The following is a 21,261-nucleotide window of genomic DNA, read 5'->3' as shown; positions in this document are numbered from 1 at the left end:
TAGTAGTAAATATAGTTATTTTATGAAAACTATCGTTTTAATGTGAAATTATTTTTATATGCCTTTCCGTTATTAAATTTTATCAGATACCAATAATCGTTAGAAGGTAAATTTTTACCATTATAGGTTCCATCCCAGCCTTTTCCGTCAGGGTCTATAGATGTTATTAATTTTCCAAACCTATCAAAAATATAAATTTCTATACCGTCTGTATTAGTAGCGTCTCTACCTAATAAATGCCAAGTATCATTAATACCATCATTATTAGGTGTAAAAAACCTCATAACGCCAAGTACAAGTATTTCTTTGCTGGTAATTCCACATCCATTAATATCTCTTACGTAGATAGTATGGGAGCCAGGGGTAAGGTTTATAAAATAATTTTCATCTTGATAATTAAAAAATTGATTATCTAATGAGTATTCATAAACACCAATGCTACTTTCGTCTAGAATTATAGAAACTTTATTTTCTCCAATAAGTCCATCTAATTCTGTGGTAAACGCTGCCCTATTAGAAGCTTCTAAATCTATTAATCTAATTTTTTCGCAACCTGTTTCTATATTTGTTACAGTAACAGAATAGTTACCAATAACATTGGTAGAAATAGTTGGAGTGGTTTCTCCTGTAGGCTCCCAATAATACGTAAAATCATTTATTTGATTTGTAGGTATACCAGTGTCTAATTCTATTTCATCAGGATAATCTTCTAAACAATAAATAATGGTTTCATCTTCCGATAAAATTATAGGATCTTCTACAGTCAATATAATAGGAATTATATCTTCACATAAGCTTCCGTTTTCTACTCTAGCATATATGGTTTGTTGAAAGCTAGTTGTGTTTTGGTAATTACTAATATTATTGATAGCATTTTCCATAAGAATAGCATCTTCTTCAGAAGAATAAAAACTAACATTGTAAAGAGAATTTAGAGCGTTAATTTGATCAAGTGCTTCATTTAAATCAAAACTTTCAAATCCGGTATCATTAATAGAACAAGTATTAATTTCTATAGGTGCAGTTATTGTCTTATTACTAATAGTAAGAGAAATTTCAGCATAAGAACTGCAAAATTCACTAGAAACTTTAGCAATTACTATTTGTGGATTGCTTTTATTATAATAATAAGAAGGATTGTCAATACTATTTATTTCATTTTCTGCATCTTGTAGATTCTCGTAATATTGGAAGGATAAACCAGTTTCTGAAGCGGTTAATTCAATATTAGTTAAATCAAAAATTGAAGTATCGTTACTAGTATAATTACATTGATTAAAAGAAATATCACTAATTTCAGGAAAAGGATTGTAAGTAATGTTTGCTAAGCCAATTAATGGGCAAGACCCATCATTAATATCTATTTCTAATTTATAAGATTGGGTATAAGGAGTAGTAATAGAGCTGTCATAATTGACCGTAAAAGACTCGGTATTTGCAGTAGTAATTTCAACTCCATCCTTATACCAGGTATAAGTTGCATTGGTATAATTATTAGCATAAGAAAGGTTAAAACTCTCTCCTTCACAAAGACTTAAATTAGTAATGATTTCTTCAGAATTTTGATCTATAATATTTACCCTAGAAGAAAATATAGATTGAATAAAAGGAGGTAAACCAAAAATAGCATTATTTGAACCTAAGTTTATAGCTCCAGCTATTGTAGATTCTGTATAGTCTACCAGGCTAGCATCTAACTCAGGATTATTAATGACAGCTAATTTAGCTGTTGAAATCACAGGTTTGTAGATTTTACCATTTGGGGCTAACTGTAAAGCTGTTGCAGAAGAGCCACTTACTCCACTTATACTTTGTATAGAGTTAGGGATGTCTGCACTAGTCAAATCCCATTGGTATAAGAATGCAGAGTTGTTTTTGGTTACCGTAGCATAAGCTTTTTGGGTTTCCATAGAAAATTCTACACCGTAAGCATTTACATTTTCAACTAAAGGTAAATTATTAGATACGTTTCCTGTGGCATCGTTAAAATCATATAGATATACACCGCCATCTTCTGCGTCGTCACTACCTTGTTGATTGTAGGTTTTTGTGTTATGTGCTATTAGTATTTTTTTCCCGTCTGGAGATGTTTTCATATATCCCAAAGCAGCTCTTCTATAAGAAGAAATAGGAATGCTAGGTCCTGTTTGAGAAATTATAGGATTAGTATTTACACCAGTATCGTCTATTTTAAAAGCGTAGAATTTGTCTATAAAATGAGTAAGTACCCAAATAGAATTACAATCGCTCCCCTTAACCGCGGTAATTTTTTCTGAACATTTATATTTTATTTCTTCACTATCTGTTTCATCGTAAGTTATTAAATGAATGTTCTTTTCAGTTGAAATAACATCTCCTAAACCACCATTAAGACTCATATCTACAACAGAATAATTAAGTCCGTTATTATAACCATCATCATCATCTGGGACGTTACTGTTGGGTAGATCTGTATATTCTCCATTAGAAGTACCAGGACCTTGAGATGGATAAGTATCTGCATTGTCATGATGAGGTTCATCTACCGTAAAAACATAATATATATCACTATCTGTAGGATGAGGTACAATAAGACCACTAGAGGTACTAGAGGGGTCACCAAGTAAACCAGTATTACCAAAATAATTGGCATTACTCATAATTTGATGATTTCTATTCCACACAGTTCTTCCGTCAGTGTAAAACAAAAGATTTCCGCTTTCATCAGAAATTGAAGAGCAGCCTTCACTAGTATCTAATTGTCCGTCGTTTAAAGAAGTAGGAGGAGAGGTGTTAAAATTTACTCCGGCATTTGTACCAAAATACCAATAATTGGCTTCACCTTGAGAAAATACGGCTATGGGTAATAGTAAAAGTATAAGTAGAATTTTTTTCATCAATCAAAAGTCAGGGTTCAAAACTAAACGATTTTTGCTGAAAAAAATTCTACTTTTCTTTAAAAATTCTATTAAAATATTATAAATCTCTACTTTTTAATAATCTATATGAAGCCCAAACAAAAATAGCTGTCCAAGCCAATACTATTATAATTTGATACCAATGTACACCATAATCTGAAGTGATATCTGTTTGTAGTTGATTTGCAGCTGTTTGTATTACATTAAGCCTAGTAAATGGTTGTTTTACCAAATTAGCCATAGATTCTAATGGGAAAAATTGGGTAATGTATCCAGTTTTTTCTGCATCGTCCATAATTTTGAATCTAAGTATACCAATAATAATACTTTCAAAAATCCACCATACAAACAAGAAACCAAGAGCAAAAGCAGAACGTTTTACTAAAATGCCTAAAAACATACAAAAGGAGAAAAAACCAATCAGTTTTACTAAGTAGGCTAATATAAACTCCAGATCAGAAAAAATAATAGAAAGTTCTGTAAAATCAGAAAAAGCAAGTCCTAAAATTAAAGATACCAATACAATAAATAAGGTAGAAACTACAGAAAATACTAAAACAGTATAAAACTTAGAAAGAACAAATTCTTTTTTGCTCATACCATCAATAAGGTTCTGTTTTAAAGTTCTGTTGCTATATTCATTAGACATCATAGAAACAATAACAATAGCTAAAAATATCTTTAAAAAAGAAGCAAAGTAGCTATTAAAATGCCAGATATACGGAAAATTAAAAATCCCCTGATCTGCTAATTGAAAATCAAGCCCTATAAAATTAAATTTAATGGAAGCAAATAAGGCAAGAAAAGTAAATAAACCAAAATAGATAATAGAAAGCACTTTGGTAGATTTACTATATTTTAATTTATGAAATTCTATATTTAGTAATCGTAACATATTAAGCGTTTTGTTTGGTTAATTCTAAAAATTGTTGCTCTAAACTTTCTTTTCTTTTAACTAAGTGAGAAAGAATTATTCCTTTTTCAAAAAGCATTTTGTTTAGTTCTTCTGCTTCTATAGGTTTAGTTAAATTAGCTTTAGTAAGCCCCGTTTCTTCGTCTATCTTAATTTTTTCAAACCAATCATGGTTTTTTAGTATTTCCATTAAAAACTCTTCATTTTTAGCTTTTAATTCTACATAACCAAAACTAGCATTCATATCATCTACACTACCAGCGTAAAGCATAACTCCTTTTCTAATAATTATCACGTGAGAGCATACTTTTTCTACTTCATCTAACAGGTGAGAAGCAAGTAATATAGTAGTACCTGTTGCTGCAATTTTTCTAATAATCTCTCTAATTTGATGTATCCCTTGCGGGTCTAATCCATTAGTAGGTTCATCTAAAATTAAAATTTCTGGATCATTAAGTAGGGCAGAGGCTATTGCTAAACGTTGTTTCATCCCTAAAGAAAAAGTTTTAAACTTGTGATCTTTTCTATCTAAAAGACCAACTATTTCTAGCTTTTCTTCCACTTTAGCGTTGGTTACATTTTTAATTTTACATACTAAATCTAGATTTTGTTTAGCAGTCATATATGGATAAAAGTTAGGATGCTCGATAATAGCTCCTACTTTTTTTAAGGCATTGTGGGTAGAGTCTTTACCATCAAACCAATAAAAATCACCGCTGGTTTTGTTTACTACATTTAGCACCATACCTAAGGTGGTAGATTTACCACTACCATTTGGACCTAATATGCCATAAACATGTCCTTTTTCTATAGTGAATGTGAGGTTGTCTACCGCGGTAAGCACACCAAATTTTTTGGTAAGATTTTTAAGTGTAAGAATTGTATTCATTCGTTTGCATTTATTGTTGGTCAGTTATTCATTTTCATTTTTTAATTCCAAAACTTATCAGAATTTAGAAATGAAAGAATAAAAAATATAGGTTTTAGTAGTTTGACGAGCAAGTTAACTTTTTGTTACAAGGTTTTTGTAAGATAGCTGTCTAAATTTTATTAAATTGTGGGCTATGGAAGATAAGCTAATGTCTAAGAAAAAACCAATTTTTCCTATTACAGAAAAATTGAGTAAGTATTTGACAAAATACAACAGATACACAAAAATACCTGTTTTTTACGATGATTTATTGAGATTTTCTGGCTCTATTGTCGTTTATGATAAAAATGATGAAGATACGCTTTGGGTACGTTGTTACTATTCAGACCACGAGCGTACAGAGATAGATAACAGTTTAAAGCGGGTTTATAATATTTTACACTCAGATGGTAGTGATGAAGCATTTCAATACTTTAATGTAGATGCCATAGATTACTGTACTTTTGGTAACTCTAAACCTTTTAGAATAAAAGTAAGAAACGTATTAAACGATAACTTCACATATTTTTACGTAAAAAAAGCAGATGCCTCTAGAATTTATGGCTTAGAGCTTGAACACATTTTATCACCACACCGTATTAACTTTTTACTATATAAAGATACTTTAATAGAAGCACACATAGCCGGAATACCAGGCGATGTTTTTATTGAAGAAGAATTAGAACATTGTGACGAATACACCAAAAAACTGTTAGCAAAACAGTTTGTGAAATTTAACGAACGTTGCACAATTAGACTTTTAGGGGATATGAGGTCTTATAATTATGTAATTATACCTACTCATGATTTTGATCATGTAGATTACCAAATTAGAGCTATAGATTTTGACCAGCAAAGTTACGAAGGCAATTTAAAGGTTTACCGTCCGCAGTTTTTTAAAGAAAATTACCCAATGGTAAAATTGGTGATGAAGTATATAGCAGAAACTTCTATTGAGCAGTATAAAAAAGAAGAACGCTCTCAAATGGCAAAACGATTAATTATTAGTCAAAAAAGATTTAGACTTTTAATTGCTTGTATGACAGCAGATGAAATTACATCTAAAGAAAATTTAAAACAATTAAAAGCAGATTTATTAGAATACTCTAAAGATGTAAAATTTAAAAGAGCAAGAACTATGGGCAGCATTTTAAAAACTGCTTTAGAGTTTGTAAAAAGAAATTATATAGATACTAATACCAAAGAAGTGATGGAGTATTAATTTATTATTTTGAGATGAGGTAAAAAAAAACAGGCATTAAAAGTATCTACTCTTAATGCCTGTTATTTGTTTATTTAGAATGTAAAATTAGTTTTTCTCTTCTTTATTAAAGTAAACTAAGTAATAATACATTTGGCGTTCTTCATCCCAGCCTTTTTCTATAAATTTCTCTGCGCTATCTGGATTAATAAAATCCATTTTAATTTGCACATTAGTATCTAAACTAATTACGCTTTTTATTTTCTTTCTAGCAGCAGAAACAGCAGTGTTAGAAACAGGAAACTCGGTTAAATCTTCAATTTTATATTTAGGCGCTTTCTCTGTTTTGTAATGTTTAAATTCAGGTATAAGCTCTGGGTTGTCTAATACTTCGTTTAAAAAAGTAGATTCTTCAAAGTTATCATTTTTAGCAAAATGGTTTACAGCACGGTTCATAAACATTACCTCTTGCTGTTTATCTTCTGCAGGTAAAACCACATCTTTAGCAAAATTCTGACAAAATTTTAAGTAGCTTTTTGTGTTAAAATTTTCATCAGCAAAAACATCTACTGCTAAAAACTCTTCTAACCAATATTTAGTGTCATAACGATTAGAATCTACAGATAAAATTTTGTATCCCTGTTCTTTATCTTTATTAAAAATTAAGGCTCCTTTATCTAATTTATTCAAATTTACGCCTTGTTGTAATACAGCTTCTAAATTAGCTGCTTTCTCTTCAAACTGAAGAAAATCGTGTTTTAATTCAGATTTAAAAATACCAATCGCATCTACCTTTTCGTTATCCAGCAAAGCATTTTCAAAATAAACCACATATAACTCTCCACTTTTAATATGCGGGTGTTTCCCTTCGTTAAAAAGTAACTGAGCTATTTTTTTAGATTGTGCGTGTATAGTAGAAGGATCTGTAAAAACAGTAGAAACTACTTCACATAAATCGTGAAACTCCAAATCTGTGTCGTGTACAAATTGGTAATAGTTTTCTTCTTTTTCTCTAAAAGATTTTAAAAAATACTCTTTTAAAAGCGCATTCATTTCATCATTTAAAACGTAAGGCTCTTCAGATAAAAAAATACCTTCATTTCTACTTTTATTCCCAACTCGGTGAATAGAAAGCGATTCAATTTGTGCATTATATAAATTAATCATAGTTTTTATTATATAAACTAGGGCATTACCCTTCTAAAGTCGGGTCGGGCTATTCGCTATATCTTTTATTTTGTAATTTTTTTAAAAAATACAGAATAAAAGGATGCCGCTACTATCCCTAATGCTACTAGATAATGTTAAAAGTTAAATTATAAAATTTTAAAGAATGGTGATTTTAAAATTAATTCCAATTTTCATCAAAATCGTAATCATCTAAGCTTTCAAAACCTAAATCGTCATCTTCATCTCCAAACTCTTCTGCAAGTTCGTTTTTTTCTGCTTCAAAATTCTTTTCAGGCGGGCTATCTGGTAAAACGCCATGAGCAAACATTAAGTTAGGGTAATCTCTACCATCTTCTGGTTCTGTAATATCTGCTAGTTCAACATAAAAAGTCCACATACTAAAAAAGTCGTACACATAAATAAGCTTCGTGTTTTTCTCATCTACTACAGAGTCTAGTGTAGTTTCATTCATCATTCTAACAGAATTCATTCCTTCGCTCATATCAAAAAGAACAATTTCTTCGCCTTGGTTCCACTCTTCATCTGTAAGATAAAAAGATGCCATTTCGGTTCCATCAAAACCAAAAGCTTGCGTAACAGAATTATGAAGATCTTCTAAGGTAGCATTTTCTTCAATTTCAATATCTCTAAAAACATCATCTAAAGTATCTAATACTATGCGGAATTTGTAAATCATAGTTTTCTAAAAATTTGGGATGCAAAGTTATGCTTTTTTTGTTTGAATTTTAGCTTTGTTGGTTTGTAATATAAGATAATATTGAACGCCAAATAAAGCAGAAGCAATTACTAAATGAGAGGCTTGGGTAGCAAAAGGAAAATCTAAATAAAACATTAATATTCCTGTAAAAATTTCTAACAAAATTAAGATTAGAATCCAGTTAGTTAGTTGATAGCCTAGACCATTTTTTTTGTTTTTCCACCAAATAAATACATTAATAAATAATACTAAAAAAGAGAAGCTTCTATGTATGTAAAACTGAAGGGTAGGGGGTGCTAACCAAAGTTCTTTAGTATAGCCAATTTCTTTTACTTGCATATCTACATATTGGCGTACCTCTGTACCTAATACTACTTGAATTAGCGTAAGTATAATAGAAACTATTAATAAATTTCTAAATGATTTTTGGTAGTTATGCGTTGTTGTTTTCTCGCTACATAAATATAAAATATACAGTATAATAGCTACAATAATTAGTGCTACTACCATATGAAGCGTAATTCTTACTGGAGCTAAAAGTGAGTAAACTACCGTAGCGCCTAACCAAGCTTGAAAACCCATTAAAAAAGTAGTAAACCAGGCGAGTAGGGTAATTTTTTTATTCTTTTTCCATTTCCAAATTGAAAGAATAGCCATTAATAAAATAGCTAATCCTGCTAAGGCACCTACTAATCTATTAATATATTCTACCCAAGTATGGGTTGGATTAAAAATAGCATAGTCGTGTTTTGTGTAATGTGACCAATTTTCTTTTTGAAATGTTTTTGTAGCGGTAAAATCTTGTTTAGCAACCTGTAGGGTTTCATCTACAATAATTACTTGGCCTTTGTGGTAATCTTGCTCTGGGTGCCATTCTATTTGAGACTGCTCTGTAGGTGGAATGTAATAACCAAAACACTTTGGCCAATCTGGACATCCCATTCCGCTTCCTGTCATACGTACCACAGCCCCTGCTACAATCACTAAGTAAACAAGAATAAGTGATGTTTTTACAATTTTTATAAACATTTTATAAGCCGATATTTGTTTTAATTACTTACGGTTAGCCCCAGTTTTTTTCCTTTAGCAATCATAAATTTTTGTGCAGCTTCATATTCATTAGGTATTTCACCTTCTAAAATAGCTTCTTTAATCGCGTTTTTAATCATACCTATTTCTTTAGAAGGTCTAATATTAAAAGTTTTCATGATTTCTTCTCCAGAAACTGGTGGTTGAAAATTTCGAATATGGTCTCTCTCTTCTACTTCTTTTAGTTTTTGCCTAACTACTTTAAAGTTATTATGGTATTTTTTATATCGTTTTGGATTTTTGGTGGTAATATCTGCCTCACACAAGGTCATTAAACTTTCTATATGGTCTCCAGCATCAAAAATTAATCTTCTTACTGCAGAGTCTGTTACATGATCTTCTGCAATTACAATAGGGCGAGAGCTCATTAATACCATTTTTTGAACAAATTTCATCTTTTCATTCAAAGGCATTTTTAAACGTTTAAAAAGTTTGAAAACCATTTTTGCTCCTACAAACTCATGACCGTGAAAAGTCCATCCTATTTTTTTATGAAATCTTTTGGTTGGTGCTTTGCCAATATCGTGTAAAAGGGCAGCCCAACGTAGCCAAACATCGTTAGTATTTTCAGAAATATTATCTACCACTTCTAAAGTATGCCAAAAGTTGTCTTTATGGCGTTGTCCCTCTTTTTCATCTATACCTTGTAATGCAGAAAGTTCTGGTAAAATTAGTGGTAGTAAATAGGTTTTTCTAAGTAAAGCAAAACCTATAGAGGGTTTTGGAGACGAAAGAATTTTATTTAACTCGTCTACAATACGTTCTTTAGAAATTATTTTAATGCGTTTGTGATGATCTGCAATGGCTTGTAAAGAATCTTCTTCAATTTTGAAACCTAATTGCGTAGCAAACCTAATGGCACGCATCATTCTTAAAGGATCGTCAGAGTAAGTAATGCCTGGCTCTAATGGGGTTTTAATAAGTTTAGATTTTAAATCTTCTAGCCCGTTAAATGGGTCTAATAACTTACCAAAATTTTCTTTATTTAGTTGTAGTGCTAATGCATTAATGGTAAAATCACGACGATTTTGATCATCTTGTAAAGAACCAGATTCTACTTCTGGATTTCTACTATTTTCTGAATAAGATTCTTTTCTAGCACCTACAAATTCTACTTCTATATCAAAAGCACGTAGCATAGCGGTGCCGTAAGTTTTAAAAACTTGTACTTTTGGTTGGTGTGGTAACAATCTAGAGACTTCTTTAGCTAGCTCTATACCATTACCAACGGCAACTATATCTATATCTTTAGCATCACCTCTCTGCAAAAAGAAATCACGTACAAAACCACCAATAGCGTAGGTCTCTAGTGATAGATTATCTGCAGCTTGGCTTATATATTCAAAAATTTTGTGGGACAGTGCTTCTTTGTACGTTTTCTCTTGCGGCATTTTATTTTCTAATAATTTGCACTTTTCCGTCTAACGTTAACTTAATAATTGTTGATGGTTTAGCGCTTTTTTTTGACGGTTGCAAATTTACAACATAGTCTACTCCTTTTAAAATTTCAGGACTTATTTGATCAAAAGATTTTGGAGTAGGTTGACCGCTAATATTGGCAGAGGTAGATACAATAGGTTTTCTAAACTTTCTAATTAGTTTATTACAAAATGGATCTTTACATACTCTAATGGCTAGAGAATTATCTTCTGCTATTAAATTTTCTGCAACTCTAATGGGATCGTCAAAAATAATAGTGGTAGGTTTAGCAGCATATTTTAAAATATCATAAGCTACTTCTGGTATTTCTTCTACAAACTGATTTAGCATTTTATAATCTGAAACTAAAGAGATTAGAGATTTGCTTTCTGCTCTCTTTTTTAAAGCAAATACTTTATCTACAGCATCTGCATTTGTAGCATCACAGCCAATACCCCAAACTGTATCTGTAGGGTAAAGTATAAGTCCGCCACGTTTTAAAGTGGTAAGGCAATTGTTAATTTCTTCTATCATTTTTTCTTTTTTCTTAGTCTAATAGCTCTTTTAATGTCTTTGTAAATACATTTAAATTGTGTATCTAAATAATTTTGAATGTTCAAAGATATCCATTTTGAATTTGGAATTAGTTGCGGAGTAATTTCATCTCTTTTTTCTGCAGTTATTTTAAAGTTATTTAATTCTGTAACAGAAACTTTACCGTAACCAGTAAACTCGTTTACTTTATTTTCTTGATGTATAATAGACATCCATAGTCGTTTATTATTAATACGTTTAACTAACGGGTCTAATTTCCAATCGGCGTGACTTTTTTGCCAAACAGATTGTGGTTGGTTATTTTCTTCAATTAAACTAATAAACGGATTCCATAATTGACGTTTTTTGCCTAATCTAAAATCTGGTGAAATTTGTAATGTATATCCATCTGCATAATCAAATGCTTGGTGTTTGGTTTCTATAAACCTACTTTGAATATCTTTTATAAAGTTATAAGCTATACAATCGTCATTATCAATTCTAGTAGAAATAATATATTTAGAGGTAGATTTTTGTAGTTCTTTTTGAATAGAAGGTACAAATGCTTGCATATTTTCTACATAACGAGGCTGAAATTTAGAGTACCCCATAGAAAGGCCTAAAATTCTATCTTTAAAAATTTGAGGCGTATCTACATCAAAATAGACTAGCCAAGTAAAATTTTGATTATTTTGACTTTTTACAGAAGGAAAACAAAAGTTTTCAAATAAGTTAAAACGTCTTTCTAACCATTCTTCTGTAAGTACAGGTATATTATTTTTAGAGGTGTTCCAGCCTTCTTTTTTTAAATTAAATCGTGTAATAAGATAGTGTTGGTACATATTTTATAACTCTTCTATTTTTTGCTTAAGTTTTAATGAATGATTTAAACCACCACCTTTTAACAATACCTTAAATAAGTAAAAATGTTTGGGTTTTACTATAGAACTAAAAAAGTATTTAACTCTCAAATGGTTAAGTAATAGTTGGTGTGCAAAATAACCGTAGTGCTTTTTAATAGTATACAGTAAAGAAATTTTCATTTCTGTTTTACTTAATGCAGTACGTGGTGTACTTGCATTTTTGTAGTGTATATATTCTAAATCTGGAACTAGATAGGTTTTTTTACCTCTTTCTTTTAATAGTCTCAAACATAAATCAGATTCTTCATAATAAAGAAAAATATTAGTATCAAAACCACCAATTGCATCAAATTCTTTAGCATCTACAAATAGAAAAGAGCCTTGTACATAATGCACTGCAGTAGGCTTTGTATAGGTTATTTTTCTATTTAAATATTTTTTCGGATTTAATTTTTCTAATAAAGGTCTTTTAATTATTTCTCTTTTTAAAGAAGAAAAATGATCTATTGTAACACTAAAGTTTTTATGCTGATCTAACATTTGTGGAGAACACACTGCTGCATCTGGTGTGTTTAACATAAATTCTTTTAGTCGGCTTAAACAATTTTTAGAAACCTGTAATGTATCATTATTAATAAATGCGTAGTACTTAGAAGAAGATGCTTGTAAAACACCATACATATTACCACCGCCAAAACCAGTGTTAATTCTGCTTCTGTAAAGTTTTACTTTATTGTTGTTTAGTTGTTCTAAACTTTTTTTAAGTAAAAGGTAGTCTTCTATTTTAGAGCAATTATCTACAACGATAATTTCTAGACTTAAATCATTTTCATGAAAATCTAATATAGATTTTACAGCTTCTGTAGTGTAGTTAGAAGTATTGTAATTAATAATGATACAACTTATATCAATCATATTAATTTAAAATTTTTTTCCATCGTTTAGCATTTTCTAAAATAGTAAACTGCTTAGAGAAATCTATGCAATTTTCACTCATTGCAGCTAATGGATGTGTGTTTTTTATAATCTCTTTTATTTTTTCTTCTAACTCACCTTCTTTATATAAAAAACCTAAGTCTTTATGAATAATTTCATTTGGTCCAGAATGATTGGTAGAAATTGGTATAGTACCTTGAGACATTGCTTCAATTAAAACCATACCAAAAAGCTCTTCCCATTTTCTTGTTTTTTTAGAATTTAAAATTAAGAATGTATTTTCTTGAAAATAAGAAGCTAATAAGGCTCTATTGCTTACGTACTCTATATATTTTATGTTTTTGTGTTGTTTAGAATTTTCTATTACTTCATTTTTAAGTTTACCATTCCCTATAATGGTTAAAGGTAAGTCTGTATTTTTACTGAAAAAATTCAGCATTTCTTCTATCCCTTTTTCAGGAGTTAATCTTCCAACATAAATAAAACTCTTCTTATTATATCTTTTGGTAATAGTTGTTTTTAAAAACTCATTAGAGATAGAATGGTAAACCACACTAACTTTATTAGAGTTTACGTTGTAATTATTTAAAATCTCATTTTTAGTATGCTTGGTAACAGCAAAAATATGTTGGCATTTATCTTCTAAAAAATTTTCCCAAATCTTTAATACGCTATCTGCGTTTTTCTTTAATTTTTTAGGCTGAAAAGTTTTGTCCCAGCACGTCCATGAAGTATGGTAAAAAACTTGATGATTGCTTAAAACCCAAAGTAAGCGTTTTAATTTAGCATCATAAGGAGCTATACCTAAAACCACCTTTTTGTTAGAAGAGATAATTAACTGAAATAGAAAAAATAAATTTTTTAATTGTTTAATAAAAAGCTTAAAATCTAATCTTTTAATACTTTTAAAGAAGTTACCTACAATAGAAAATTCTCTATAAACTAGATTAATATTATTCTCTTTTAATAAGTAATCTAAAGCTGAATAATGACTATTTGCACCATTTTTATGTAGAATGTAATAGCTTTCTTTCATTATTCTATATTTGAGCACAAATATAGAATTTACAATTATATATTATTTTATTTTTTGTAAATAGTTGAAATTGATTTTTGTTATTATAAATAAATTAAAGGCTTTAAAAACGCATATTATTGTACTTTTGCAAAATGAAATATACTTTTTCTGAAGCATATAAAAGCAAAAAAAAACAGGTTGTAAATTGTATAGATAATTTTCAAACTGAAGGGCAAATATTAGGTAACGCTAATAGAAATGTAATTAAACTTTTTGATATAGAGGGTGTTACTTTAAATATTAAATCTTTTAAAATCCCTAATTTAATTAATCAGTTTGTTTATAAATACTTTAGGAAGAGCAAAGCTCAACGTTCTTTTGAATATGCAGAAAAACTTCAAGAGTTGGGTTTTGGCACTCCAGACCCTATTGCTTTTTTTGAGTTTCCTTCGTCTGCACTTTTTAAAAAGAGTTTTTACGTAAGTAAACATTTACATACAGATTATACTTATCGGGATTTAACGCATAATTTTGATATTCCAAATCACGAAGAAATTTTAAGGGCATTTACAAGATTTACATTTCAGCTTCATGAAAAAGAAGTTCTTTTTTTAGATCATTCACCAGGTAATACGTTAATAGAAATTACTGGAAACAATTATCAGTTTTACTTGGTAGATTTAAATAGAATGGAGTTTAAACCATTGTCTTTTGAAGAAAGAATTAAAAACTTTAAAAGATTAACTGTTCATCGTTCTATGGTAGAAATAATGAGTGATGAATATGCTAAATGTATAGGTGGAGATTATCAGAAAATTGTAGATTTAATGTGGAGCGAAACGCAAAAATTTCAAGAGAAGTTTCACAACAAAAGAAAATTTAAGAAGAAAATAAAATTCTGGAAAAAGTAAATTATTTTCTATCTCTACGTAAAAGCCAAACTTTAACATAGCGCATAAAAACAGTATATCCGTGAATATATGCAATGGTTAAACCCACAACACCATCTCTAAAACCACCTTGCATAATGTAATGTTTAAAAAAGCTATACATAGGTTTAATAATAAAATGGTAAGGTGTTAGTCTTCCTATTTTTTTATCGTAATCTTTAGCTTGCCACCAAGCGTAACGATTCATTTTTTCTAAAAACTTATCTATAGTAATATACGTATTGTGATAAAACTTAGAGTTTAATTTTTTTACCTTACCATCTGCTATAATTTCTGCATGTACATGCTTGTTTTCATAGCGGCATTTACTTTTTTTAAATAAACGAGTTACTTTATCATTTTTCCAACCACTATGCTTAACGTGTTTACCCATAAAATGATTTTTACGGCCAATAGAATAAGCAACAGTTTGGTCTTGCGGAGGGTTTTTTAAAATTTCAAGAATTTCTTTTTTAAGTTCTGGTGTCACTCGCTCGTCTGCATCTACCAGTAAAATCCATTCATATTTAGCTTGTGGTATAGCCCAATTTTTTTGAGAGGCAGAATATTTGTATTCTCTTCTAATAACTCGATCAGCTAGTTTTTTAGCAACTTCATAAGTACCGTCATTACTGTAGCTGTCTACCACCAAAATTTCATCAGCAAAATCAACAGAAGCTATAACTTCTTTAATGTTGTGAATTTCGTTTCCGGTAGGTATTAGCGCTGTGAGTTTTTCCAACTTTTTAGTTATTGAATTTAACTATTATTTAAACTTAAATCTTAATTTGAAACAAAAGGCAAATTTATAGCAAACAAAAGATACTTCATAATTAAGATGCACATTTCTTGAAAAGGTTGCGGATAATTTTCAACTTTTTTTCTTTCAAAAACAATTGCATCGGTAAAAATCGTTATTTTTGTACTTGTAAAGTTAATTTACCAAATTTTAGACGTTGAAAAATAGCATTAATATATCAGTAATTATTAGCACCTATAACTCAGAAGACTGGTTAGAAAAAGTACTTTGGGGATATGCATGTCAAGATAGTGCTAATTTTGAAGTTGTTATTGCTGATGACGGTTCTAAACAACCAACTTTTGATTTAATACAACGTTTTCAGAAAATAGTAAATTATCCAATTCAACACGTTTGGCAAGATGATGATGGTTTTCAAAAATCGAGAATATTAAATAAAGCAATTTTAGCTTGCAAATCAGACTATATCTTAATGAGTGATGGGGATTGTATACCTCGTAAAGACTTTGTGTCTACACATTTAAAATATAGAGAAGAAGGTTTCTTTTTATCTGGAGGTTATTTTATGTTGCCATTAGATATTTCTAAGATGATTACTAAAGAAACTATTTTTAGTCAGCAATGTTTTGATGTAGAGTGGTTGAAAAAAAATGGACTTACCTCTTCTTTTAAAAATAAAAAGTTAAGTGCAAAAGGCTTTATGCAAAATATGCTTAACAAGATTACCCCTACTAATGCTAGCTGGAACGGGCATAATGCCAGCGGATGGAAAAAAGATATGCTTGCTATTAATGGTTTTGATGAGCGTATGCAGTACGGTGGTCAAGACAGAGAACTAGGGGAGCGTTTAATAAATAGTGGTATAAAATCTAAACAAATTCGTTACTCTGCAATTTGTCTTCATTTAGATCACCCAAGAGGTTATAAAACCAAAGAATCTATAGATGCTAATTTGGCGATAAGAAAAGAAACTAAAAAGAGAGGTGTTATTAAAACCCCTTTTGGTATAAAGAAGTTATAAATTAATTTTTTTTAAATAGTTTTTTAATTCTGTTTCAAAAAATGTAGGCTTTAATTTTTGATAATAGGTAGAAGCGTCTTTTCTAATTTCTTTTAACTCCGTATTTTTATAAATTTCAGGTTTGTAGGTTTCTAGATGTACACTAGTATTTTTATCATCTTCATAAATAGCCCAAGCAATTCGTTTTGTAAATGGAGCAAAAATTGAAAAAGTAGGTATATTTAATGCTTTAGCCATATTTACTGCACCACCTTCATTTCCTATAAAAGCATCACATAAAGAAGTTAGAGCCATAAAATCTCTTAAACTTTTACCGTAAATAGCAGAGTAAATATTTTGTTGAGTTGTAGGTGAGCAAAGTTTTATTAGTTTGGTAACCGAGTCTAATTGTTTAGGGATGTAGTTAAAAATTAAATTTCCATTAGTTTCTTCAACAATAATATCTAGCAATTTAGCCAAGTAGGGTAGCGGGTAGCTTTTTTCTTCTGAAGAACCCAAAATACCAATCATAAATAATGGCTTGTGTAATAAATTTTCTTGTTGAAGAATTTTTTTAGCAGAGGCAAATTCTTTTTCAGTTAAATAAATTTTAGGTTTTAACTCTACAGCATAGCTTTTATCTAAAGGTTGTAAAAGAAGCATTCTATTTTCTATTGCCAGACCGGCATAAGTATCTGGTTTAGATTTATATTTAAAAATATAATTATAAGCCAATTTAGAGTACCATTTTTTATAGCCAATTTTAATAGAAGCACCAGAGTATTTACCAATTAAAACACTAGCAGGTTTAGAGTACACGTCTAAAACCACATTGTAATTTTCTTTTTTTACTTGCTGAAGAAATTTAAAAAATTTAGCGGGAGATTTTTCAATCTCTTTAGTCATTACAATCAACTTATCTATAAACGGATTATTTTCTACAACAGGTATAGTATGCTGATTTACTAAATAATGAACTTCTGCAGAAGCATTTTTTTGTTTAATTGCCTCACATAAAATAGAAGAAGTAAGTACATCACCAATCATTTTTTGCTGAATAATTAGGTATTTGGCTTTATTCAGGGCTAGAGTAGAGGTCATAAAAATGATAGAAAAAAGATGATTTAAAAAAAAGAAAACTCCTCCCGAAAGAGGAGTTTTATGAATATTAATTATACCGCTACATTATACTCACGTAATGCATCGTTTAAAGATGTCTTTTTATTAGTACTTTCTTTACGCTTCCCAATAATTAAAGCACAAGGCACATTAAATTCTCCAGCAGGGAATTTCTTAGTGTAAGAACCAGGTATTACTACAGATCTTGCAGGCACAATACCTTTCATCTCTACAGGTTCATCACCAGTTACATCAATAATTTTAGTAGATGCGGTAAGTACCACATTAGCTCCAAGAACAGCTTCTTTTTCTACACGTACACCTTCTACAACAATACTTCTAGAACCTAAAAATGCATTATCCTCAATAATAACAGGGGCTGCTTGTAATGGCTCTAAAACACCACCAATACCAACACCACCAGAAAGGTGAACATTTTTACCAATTTGAGCACAACTACCAACAGTAGCCCAAGTATCTACCATAGTACCTTCATCTACATAAGCACCAATATTTACATAACTAGGCATCATAATTACACCACTAGAAATATAAGCACCGTGTCTTGCCACTGCATTTGGTACCACACGAATTCCTTTTTCTTTATATCCAGTTTTTAAAGGCATTTTATCATGATACTCAAAAATACCAGCCTCTAGAGTTTCCATTTTCTGAATAGGGAAATAAAGAACAACTCCTTTTTTTACCCACTCATTTACTTGCCATCCGTCTTGTGTTGGTTCTGCACAACGTAATTCACCTGCATCTACCAAGTTAATTACTTCACGAATTGCATTTTGTGTTTTTTCTTCTTTTAATAATTCTCGGTTATCCCAAGCCTCTAAAATTGTATTTTTTAAGTCTTCCATTAGTTAATTTTTGGCCAAATATAAGGCTTATCCTTAAATATTATAGCAATAGCTTTATAAGTATTATCTTTGCATAAAAATTAAATATGGCTAGAATATTGGCCCTAGACTTTGGAACCAAAAGAACTGGTATAGCAGTAACAGATGAGCTTAAAATGATAGCCTCTGGTTTAACTACTGTAGATACGCCTAATTTACTTGAATTTCTACAAGATTATTTTTCTAAAGAAAAAGTAGAATTAGTGTTAGTTGGAGAGCCAAAACAAAGGGATGGAGCTGCCTCACAAAGTGAAGAATTTATTCAAAAATTTTTAAAAAAATTCACAGAAAAATTCCCACAAATGAAGGTAGAACGTGTAGATGAACGCTTTACTTCTAAAATGGCAGTACAAACCATGATAGATAGCGGACTCAAAAAAAAGCAGCGCCGCAATAAAGCTTTAGTAGACGAAATTAGCGCCACCATAATTTTACAATCTTATTTATATTGATGATTAAAATAAAAAATCATCTCATTTTTAAATTTAAAAATTAGCATATTAATATGATATTACCAGTAGTAGCTTACGGAGATCCCGTATTAAAGAAAAAAGCAAAAGATATTTCTCAAGATTATCCACAGCTTGATGCACTTATAGCAAATATGTTTGAGACTATGTATGGTGCTTATGGTGTTGGTTTGGCTGCACCACAAATAGGTTTGTCAATTAGATTATTTGTAATAGATGCAGCACCTTTTGCAGAAGATGAAGATCTTTCAGAAGAAGATAAAACTCAACTAAAAGCATTAAAAAAAGTATTTATAAATCCACAAATCACTAATGAAGAGGGAGATGAGTGGGCATTTAACGAAGGCTGTTTAAGTATTCCAGAGGTACGTGAAGATGTGTTTAGAAAACCAAATATCACTATAGAATACTACGATGAAAATTTTACCAAAATAACAGAAAATTATAGCGGTTTAGCAGCAAGAGTAATACAACATGAGTATGATCATATAGAAGGAATTTTATTTACAGATAAACTATCAAGTCTTAAAAAGAGACTGATAAAGAATAAGTTACAAAAAATAAGTAAAGGTGACGTTCGTTCAGATTATAGAATGCGCTTCCCAAATGCAAAAAAAGGACGATAATCTTTTTGTTTTTATATCAAGAGATTAGATATTTGCGACCCTTAAAAAAATAAAACATGAGTTTAGAGAAAGTATTAGCTATTTCAGGAAAACCAGGATTATATGAGTTAAAAGCACAAACCCGTGGTGGTTTTGTAGCAGAGTCTTTAGCAGATGGAAAAAAACTATCTGTATCGGTAAGACATAACGTGAGCATGCTTAGTGAAATTGCAATGTATACTTACACAGAAGAAGTTCCTTTAAGAGAAGTTTTTCTAAAAATAGCAGAAAAAGAAGACGGTAAAGAAACCATAAGCCATAAAGAATCTAAAGCAAAATTAGAAACATACTTTAAAGAAGTATTACCAGATTACGATGAAGATCGTGTGTACTCTAGTGATATTAAAAAAGTATTTCAATGGTATAACATATTGGTAAAAGCAGGTATAACCGATTTTGCAGAACCAAAAACAGAAGAAAAAGCAGAAGCTTCTTCAGAAGAAGAATAAATTTTCTTACAATTTCAAAAACAGATAGCCTTGTAGTCATTTACAAGGCTTTTTTTATGGCGTTACCACAAGGGTCGGGCTGTCACGACTCGCTTTTTATAAAAACTGTGAAATACAGTCTTTATAAAAGAGCTCAAACAAACGCTCCATCCCTAACGCATCTTTTATTAACTCCGGTTTCGTCACCCTGAATTTATTTCAGGGTCTTATTGAGTTGATGTCATACTAAAACAACTTCAGTATAATTCCTTTTCTCTTTTAATAATCTCTTAATAAAGTCCGTTATATTATCCTGTAATTATTTCGAGATCTCACTAAGGATAAGAAGCAGAAAATATTTAAAATTCTAGAGTTTAAATAAACCGATAAGCACTATATAAACCCAACAAATTATAGAATAAATTGTACTTTTAAACTTTCAAATTATCAAAACATGAATTCTAGAAAAGACCAATTACAAGCCTTTGATTGTTTACTAACCATTATGGATGAATTACGTGAAAAATGCCCTTGGGATCGTAAGCAAACTATGGAAACTCTTCGCCATTTAACTATTGAAGAAACTTACGAGTTGGGAGATGCAATTTTAGATAATGATTTAGAAGAAGTAAAAAAAGAGTTAGGAGATGTGTTACTGCATATAGTCTTTTATTCTAAAATTGGTAGTGAGAAAGGTAGTTTTGATATAGCAGATGTAGCTAATAGTATTTGTGATAAACTTATTTCTAGACATCCACATATTTACGCAGACGTAGAAGTAGAAAATGAAGCAGATGTTAAGAAAAACTGGGAAAATCTAAAACTAAAAGAAGGTAAAAAAAGCGTGTTAGAAGGTGTACCTCGTTCTTTACCTGCCTTAGTAAAAGCTAGCAGAATTCAAGAAAAAGTAGCAGGAGTAGGTTTTGATTGGGAAGAGCCACAACAAGTTTTTGATAAAGTAAAAGAAGAGCTAGAAGAACTTCAGGAAGAAGTGAAGGTACAAGATCAAGATAAAATAGAAGCAGAATTTGGAGATGTACTTTTCTCTATGATTAATTATGCTCGTTTTCTAAAAATAAACCCAGAAAATGCCTTAGAGCGTACCAATAAAAAGTTTATCAAACGCTTTCAATATTTAGAAGAAAAAGCCAAAGAAAATAAGAAACCTCTTAGCGATATGACATTACAAGAAATGGATGTGTTTTGGGAAGAAGCAAAAAAAGTAGATTAGTAAATACTAATAACAATCTTCGTTATTTTAGATTTTAGTAAACATTACAAAGACTTAAATAAAAATATAATAAATAAGACCTT

21 protein-coding genes are annotated in these 21,261 nt (G+C 30.1%); 7 read left to right on the top strand and 14 right to left on the bottom strand.

What is annotated here, in order from left to right:
• Window positions 1-29 precede the first annotated feature (29 nt).
• The 3 genes from BUC03_RS07560 to BUC03_RS07550 all read right to left on the bottom strand — a co-directional run bounded on the left by BUC03_RS07560 (window position 30) and on the right by BUC03_RS07550 (window position 4,699).
• A complete protein-coding gene (locus BUC03_RS07560) occupies window positions 30-2,876 on the bottom strand; it encodes a T9SS type B sorting domain-containing protein (RefSeq protein WP_073149889.1) in 2,847 nt (948 codons plus the stop codon).
• A gap of 79 nt (window positions 2,877-2,955) precedes the next feature.
• The gene (locus BUC03_RS07555) at window positions 2,956-3,792 is read right to left on the bottom strand and encodes an ABC transporter permease (protein WP_073149887.1); all 837 of its coding nucleotides are present in this window, start codon (window positions 3,790-3,792) and stop codon (window positions 2,956-2,958) included.
• A 1-nt stretch (window position 3,793) separates the two neighbouring features.
• Entirely contained in the window at window positions 3,794-4,699 is a 906-nt protein-coding gene (locus BUC03_RS07550) for an ABC transporter ATP-binding protein (protein ID WP_073149885.1), read from the bottom strand.
• Between the two features lie 175 nt (window positions 4,700-4,874).
• On the opposite strand from BUC03_RS07550, the gene BUC03_RS07545 reads away from it, so the two are divergent.
• Window positions 4,875-5,942 (top strand): hypothetical protein, encoded by a 1,068-nt coding sequence (locus BUC03_RS07545; protein ID WP_073149883.1) that lies wholly within the window; start codon window positions 4,875-4,877, stop codon window positions 5,940-5,942.
• Between the two features lie 87 nt (window positions 5,943-6,029).
• Here the strand turns inward: BUC03_RS07545 and BUC03_RS07540 are convergent, their stop codons facing one another.
• The 8 genes from BUC03_RS07540 to BUC03_RS07505 all read right to left on the bottom strand — a co-directional run bounded on the left by BUC03_RS07540 (window position 6,030) and on the right by BUC03_RS07505 (window position 13,686).
• Window positions 6,030-7,088, bottom strand: a complete 1,059-nt coding sequence (locus tag BUC03_RS07540; protein WP_073149881.1) for a nucleoid-associated protein — start codon at window positions 7,086-7,088, stop codon at window positions 6,030-6,032.
• A 181-nt stretch (window positions 7,089-7,269) separates the two neighbouring features.
• Entirely contained in the window at window positions 7,270-7,788 is a 519-nt protein-coding gene (locus tag BUC03_RS07535; RefSeq protein ID WP_073149879.1) for an IS1096 element passenger TnpR family protein, read from the bottom strand.
• A 27-nt stretch (window positions 7,789-7,815) separates the two neighbouring features.
• Window positions 7,816-8,838, bottom strand: coding sequence for a COX15/CtaA family protein (locus tag BUC03_RS07530; protein WP_073149878.1), 1,023 nt, complete (start codon window positions 8,836-8,838; stop codon window positions 7,816-7,818).
• A 20-nt stretch (window positions 8,839-8,858) separates the two neighbouring features.
• Window positions 8,859-10,289 (bottom strand): CCA tRNA nucleotidyltransferase, encoded by a 1,431-nt coding sequence (locus BUC03_RS07525; RefSeq protein WP_073149877.1) that lies wholly within the window; start codon window positions 10,287-10,289, stop codon window positions 8,859-8,861.
• A 1-nt stretch (window position 10,290) separates the two neighbouring features.
• Window positions 10,291-10,851, bottom strand: coding sequence for an L-threonylcarbamoyladenylate synthase (locus BUC03_RS07520; RefSeq protein ID WP_073149876.1), 561 nt, complete (start codon window positions 10,849-10,851; stop codon window positions 10,291-10,293).
• Entirely contained in the window at window positions 10,848-11,693 is an 846-nt protein-coding gene (locus tag BUC03_RS07515; RefSeq protein WP_073149875.1) for a glycosyltransferase, read from the bottom strand. The genes BUC03_RS07520 and BUC03_RS07515 overlap by 4 nt, the downstream gene beginning before the upstream one ends.
• Window positions 11,694-11,696: 3 nt before the next feature.
• On the bottom strand, window positions 11,697-12,629 hold the full coding sequence (locus BUC03_RS07510) for a glycosyltransferase (protein WP_073149874.1): 933 nt from the start codon (window positions 12,627-12,629) through the stop codon (window positions 11,697-11,699).
• Between the two features lies 1 nt (window position 12,630).
• On the bottom strand, window positions 12,631-13,686 hold the full coding sequence (locus BUC03_RS07505) for a glycosyltransferase family 4 protein (RefSeq protein WP_073149873.1): 1,056 nt from the start codon (window positions 13,684-13,686) through the stop codon (window positions 12,631-12,633).
• A 134-nt stretch (window positions 13,687-13,820) separates the two neighbouring features.
• Between BUC03_RS07505 and BUC03_RS07500 the strand changes: the two genes are divergently transcribed.
• Window positions 13,821-14,579: a lipopolysaccharide kinase InaA family protein gene (locus tag BUC03_RS07500; protein ID WP_073149872.1), complete on the top strand. Its 759-nt coding sequence runs from the start codon at window positions 13,821-13,823 to the stop codon at window positions 14,577-14,579.
• Between the two features lies 1 nt (window position 14,580).
• Here the strand turns inward: BUC03_RS07500 and BUC03_RS07495 are convergent, their stop codons facing one another.
• Window positions 14,581-15,339: a glycosyltransferase family 2 protein gene (locus BUC03_RS07495; protein WP_073149870.1), complete on the bottom strand. Its 759-nt coding sequence runs from the start codon at window positions 15,337-15,339 to the stop codon at window positions 14,581-14,583.
• A gap of 214 nt (window positions 15,340-15,553) precedes the next feature.
• On the opposite strand from BUC03_RS07495, the gene BUC03_RS07490 reads away from it, so the two are divergent.
• Entirely contained in the window at window positions 15,554-16,378 is an 825-nt protein-coding gene (locus BUC03_RS07490; protein WP_073149868.1) for a glycosyltransferase family 2 protein, read from the top strand.
• Here BUC03_RS07490 and BUC03_RS07485 read toward each other — a convergent pair.
• Both BUC03_RS07485 and BUC03_RS07480 read right to left on the bottom strand, forming a co-directional pair.
• Window positions 16,373-17,458 carry a glycosyltransferase family 9 protein gene (locus BUC03_RS07485; RefSeq protein WP_073149866.1) on the bottom strand — a complete coding sequence of 362 codons (1,086 nt, stop codon included), beginning with the start codon at window positions 17,456-17,458 and terminating at the stop codon, window positions 16,373-16,375. The two genes, BUC03_RS07490 and BUC03_RS07485, sit on opposite strands and share 6 nt — an antisense overlap.
• 71 nt (window positions 17,459-17,529) lie before the next feature.
• Window positions 17,530-18,345 (bottom strand): 2,3,4,5-tetrahydropyridine-2,6-dicarboxylate N-succinyltransferase, encoded by an 816-nt coding sequence (locus tag BUC03_RS07480; protein ID WP_073149864.1) that lies wholly within the window; start codon window positions 18,343-18,345, stop codon window positions 17,530-17,532.
• Window positions 18,346-18,431: 86 nt separating this feature from the next.
• Here BUC03_RS07480 and ruvX point away from each other — a divergent pair, with 86 nt between their 5' ends.
• The 4 genes from ruvX (at window position 18,432) to mazG (ending at window position 21,178) form a co-directional block, all read left to right on the top strand.
• Complete coding sequence (ruvX, locus tag BUC03_RS07475) at window positions 18,432-18,836, top strand: Holliday junction resolvase RuvX (protein WP_073149863.1); 405 nt, start codon at window positions 18,432-18,434, stop codon at window positions 18,834-18,836.
• A gap of 53 nt (window positions 18,837-18,889) precedes the next feature.
• A complete protein-coding gene (def, locus tag BUC03_RS07470) occupies window positions 18,890-19,480 on the top strand; it encodes a peptide deformylase (RefSeq protein WP_073149861.1) in 591 nt (196 codons plus the stop codon).
• Window positions 19,481-19,536: 56 nt separating this feature from the next.
• Entirely contained in the window at window positions 19,537-19,968 is a 432-nt protein-coding gene (locus BUC03_RS07465; protein WP_073149859.1) for a DUF5606 family protein, read from the top strand.
• 433 nt (window positions 19,969-20,401) lie between these two features.
• A complete protein-coding gene (gene mazG / locus BUC03_RS07460; RefSeq protein WP_073149857.1) occupies window positions 20,402-21,178 on the top strand; it encodes a nucleoside triphosphate pyrophosphohydrolase in 777 nt (258 codons plus the stop codon).
• Window positions 21,179-21,261 lie beyond the last annotated feature (83 nt).

Source organism: Mesonia phycicola, from assembly GCF_900141885.1.
Lineage (GTDB): Bacteria > Bacteroidota > Bacteroidia > Flavobacteriales > Flavobacteriaceae > Mesonia > Mesonia phycicola.
The sequence above is the reverse complement of the archived record's forward strand: the minus strand, read 5'-3'. Positions and strand labels throughout refer to the sequence as shown.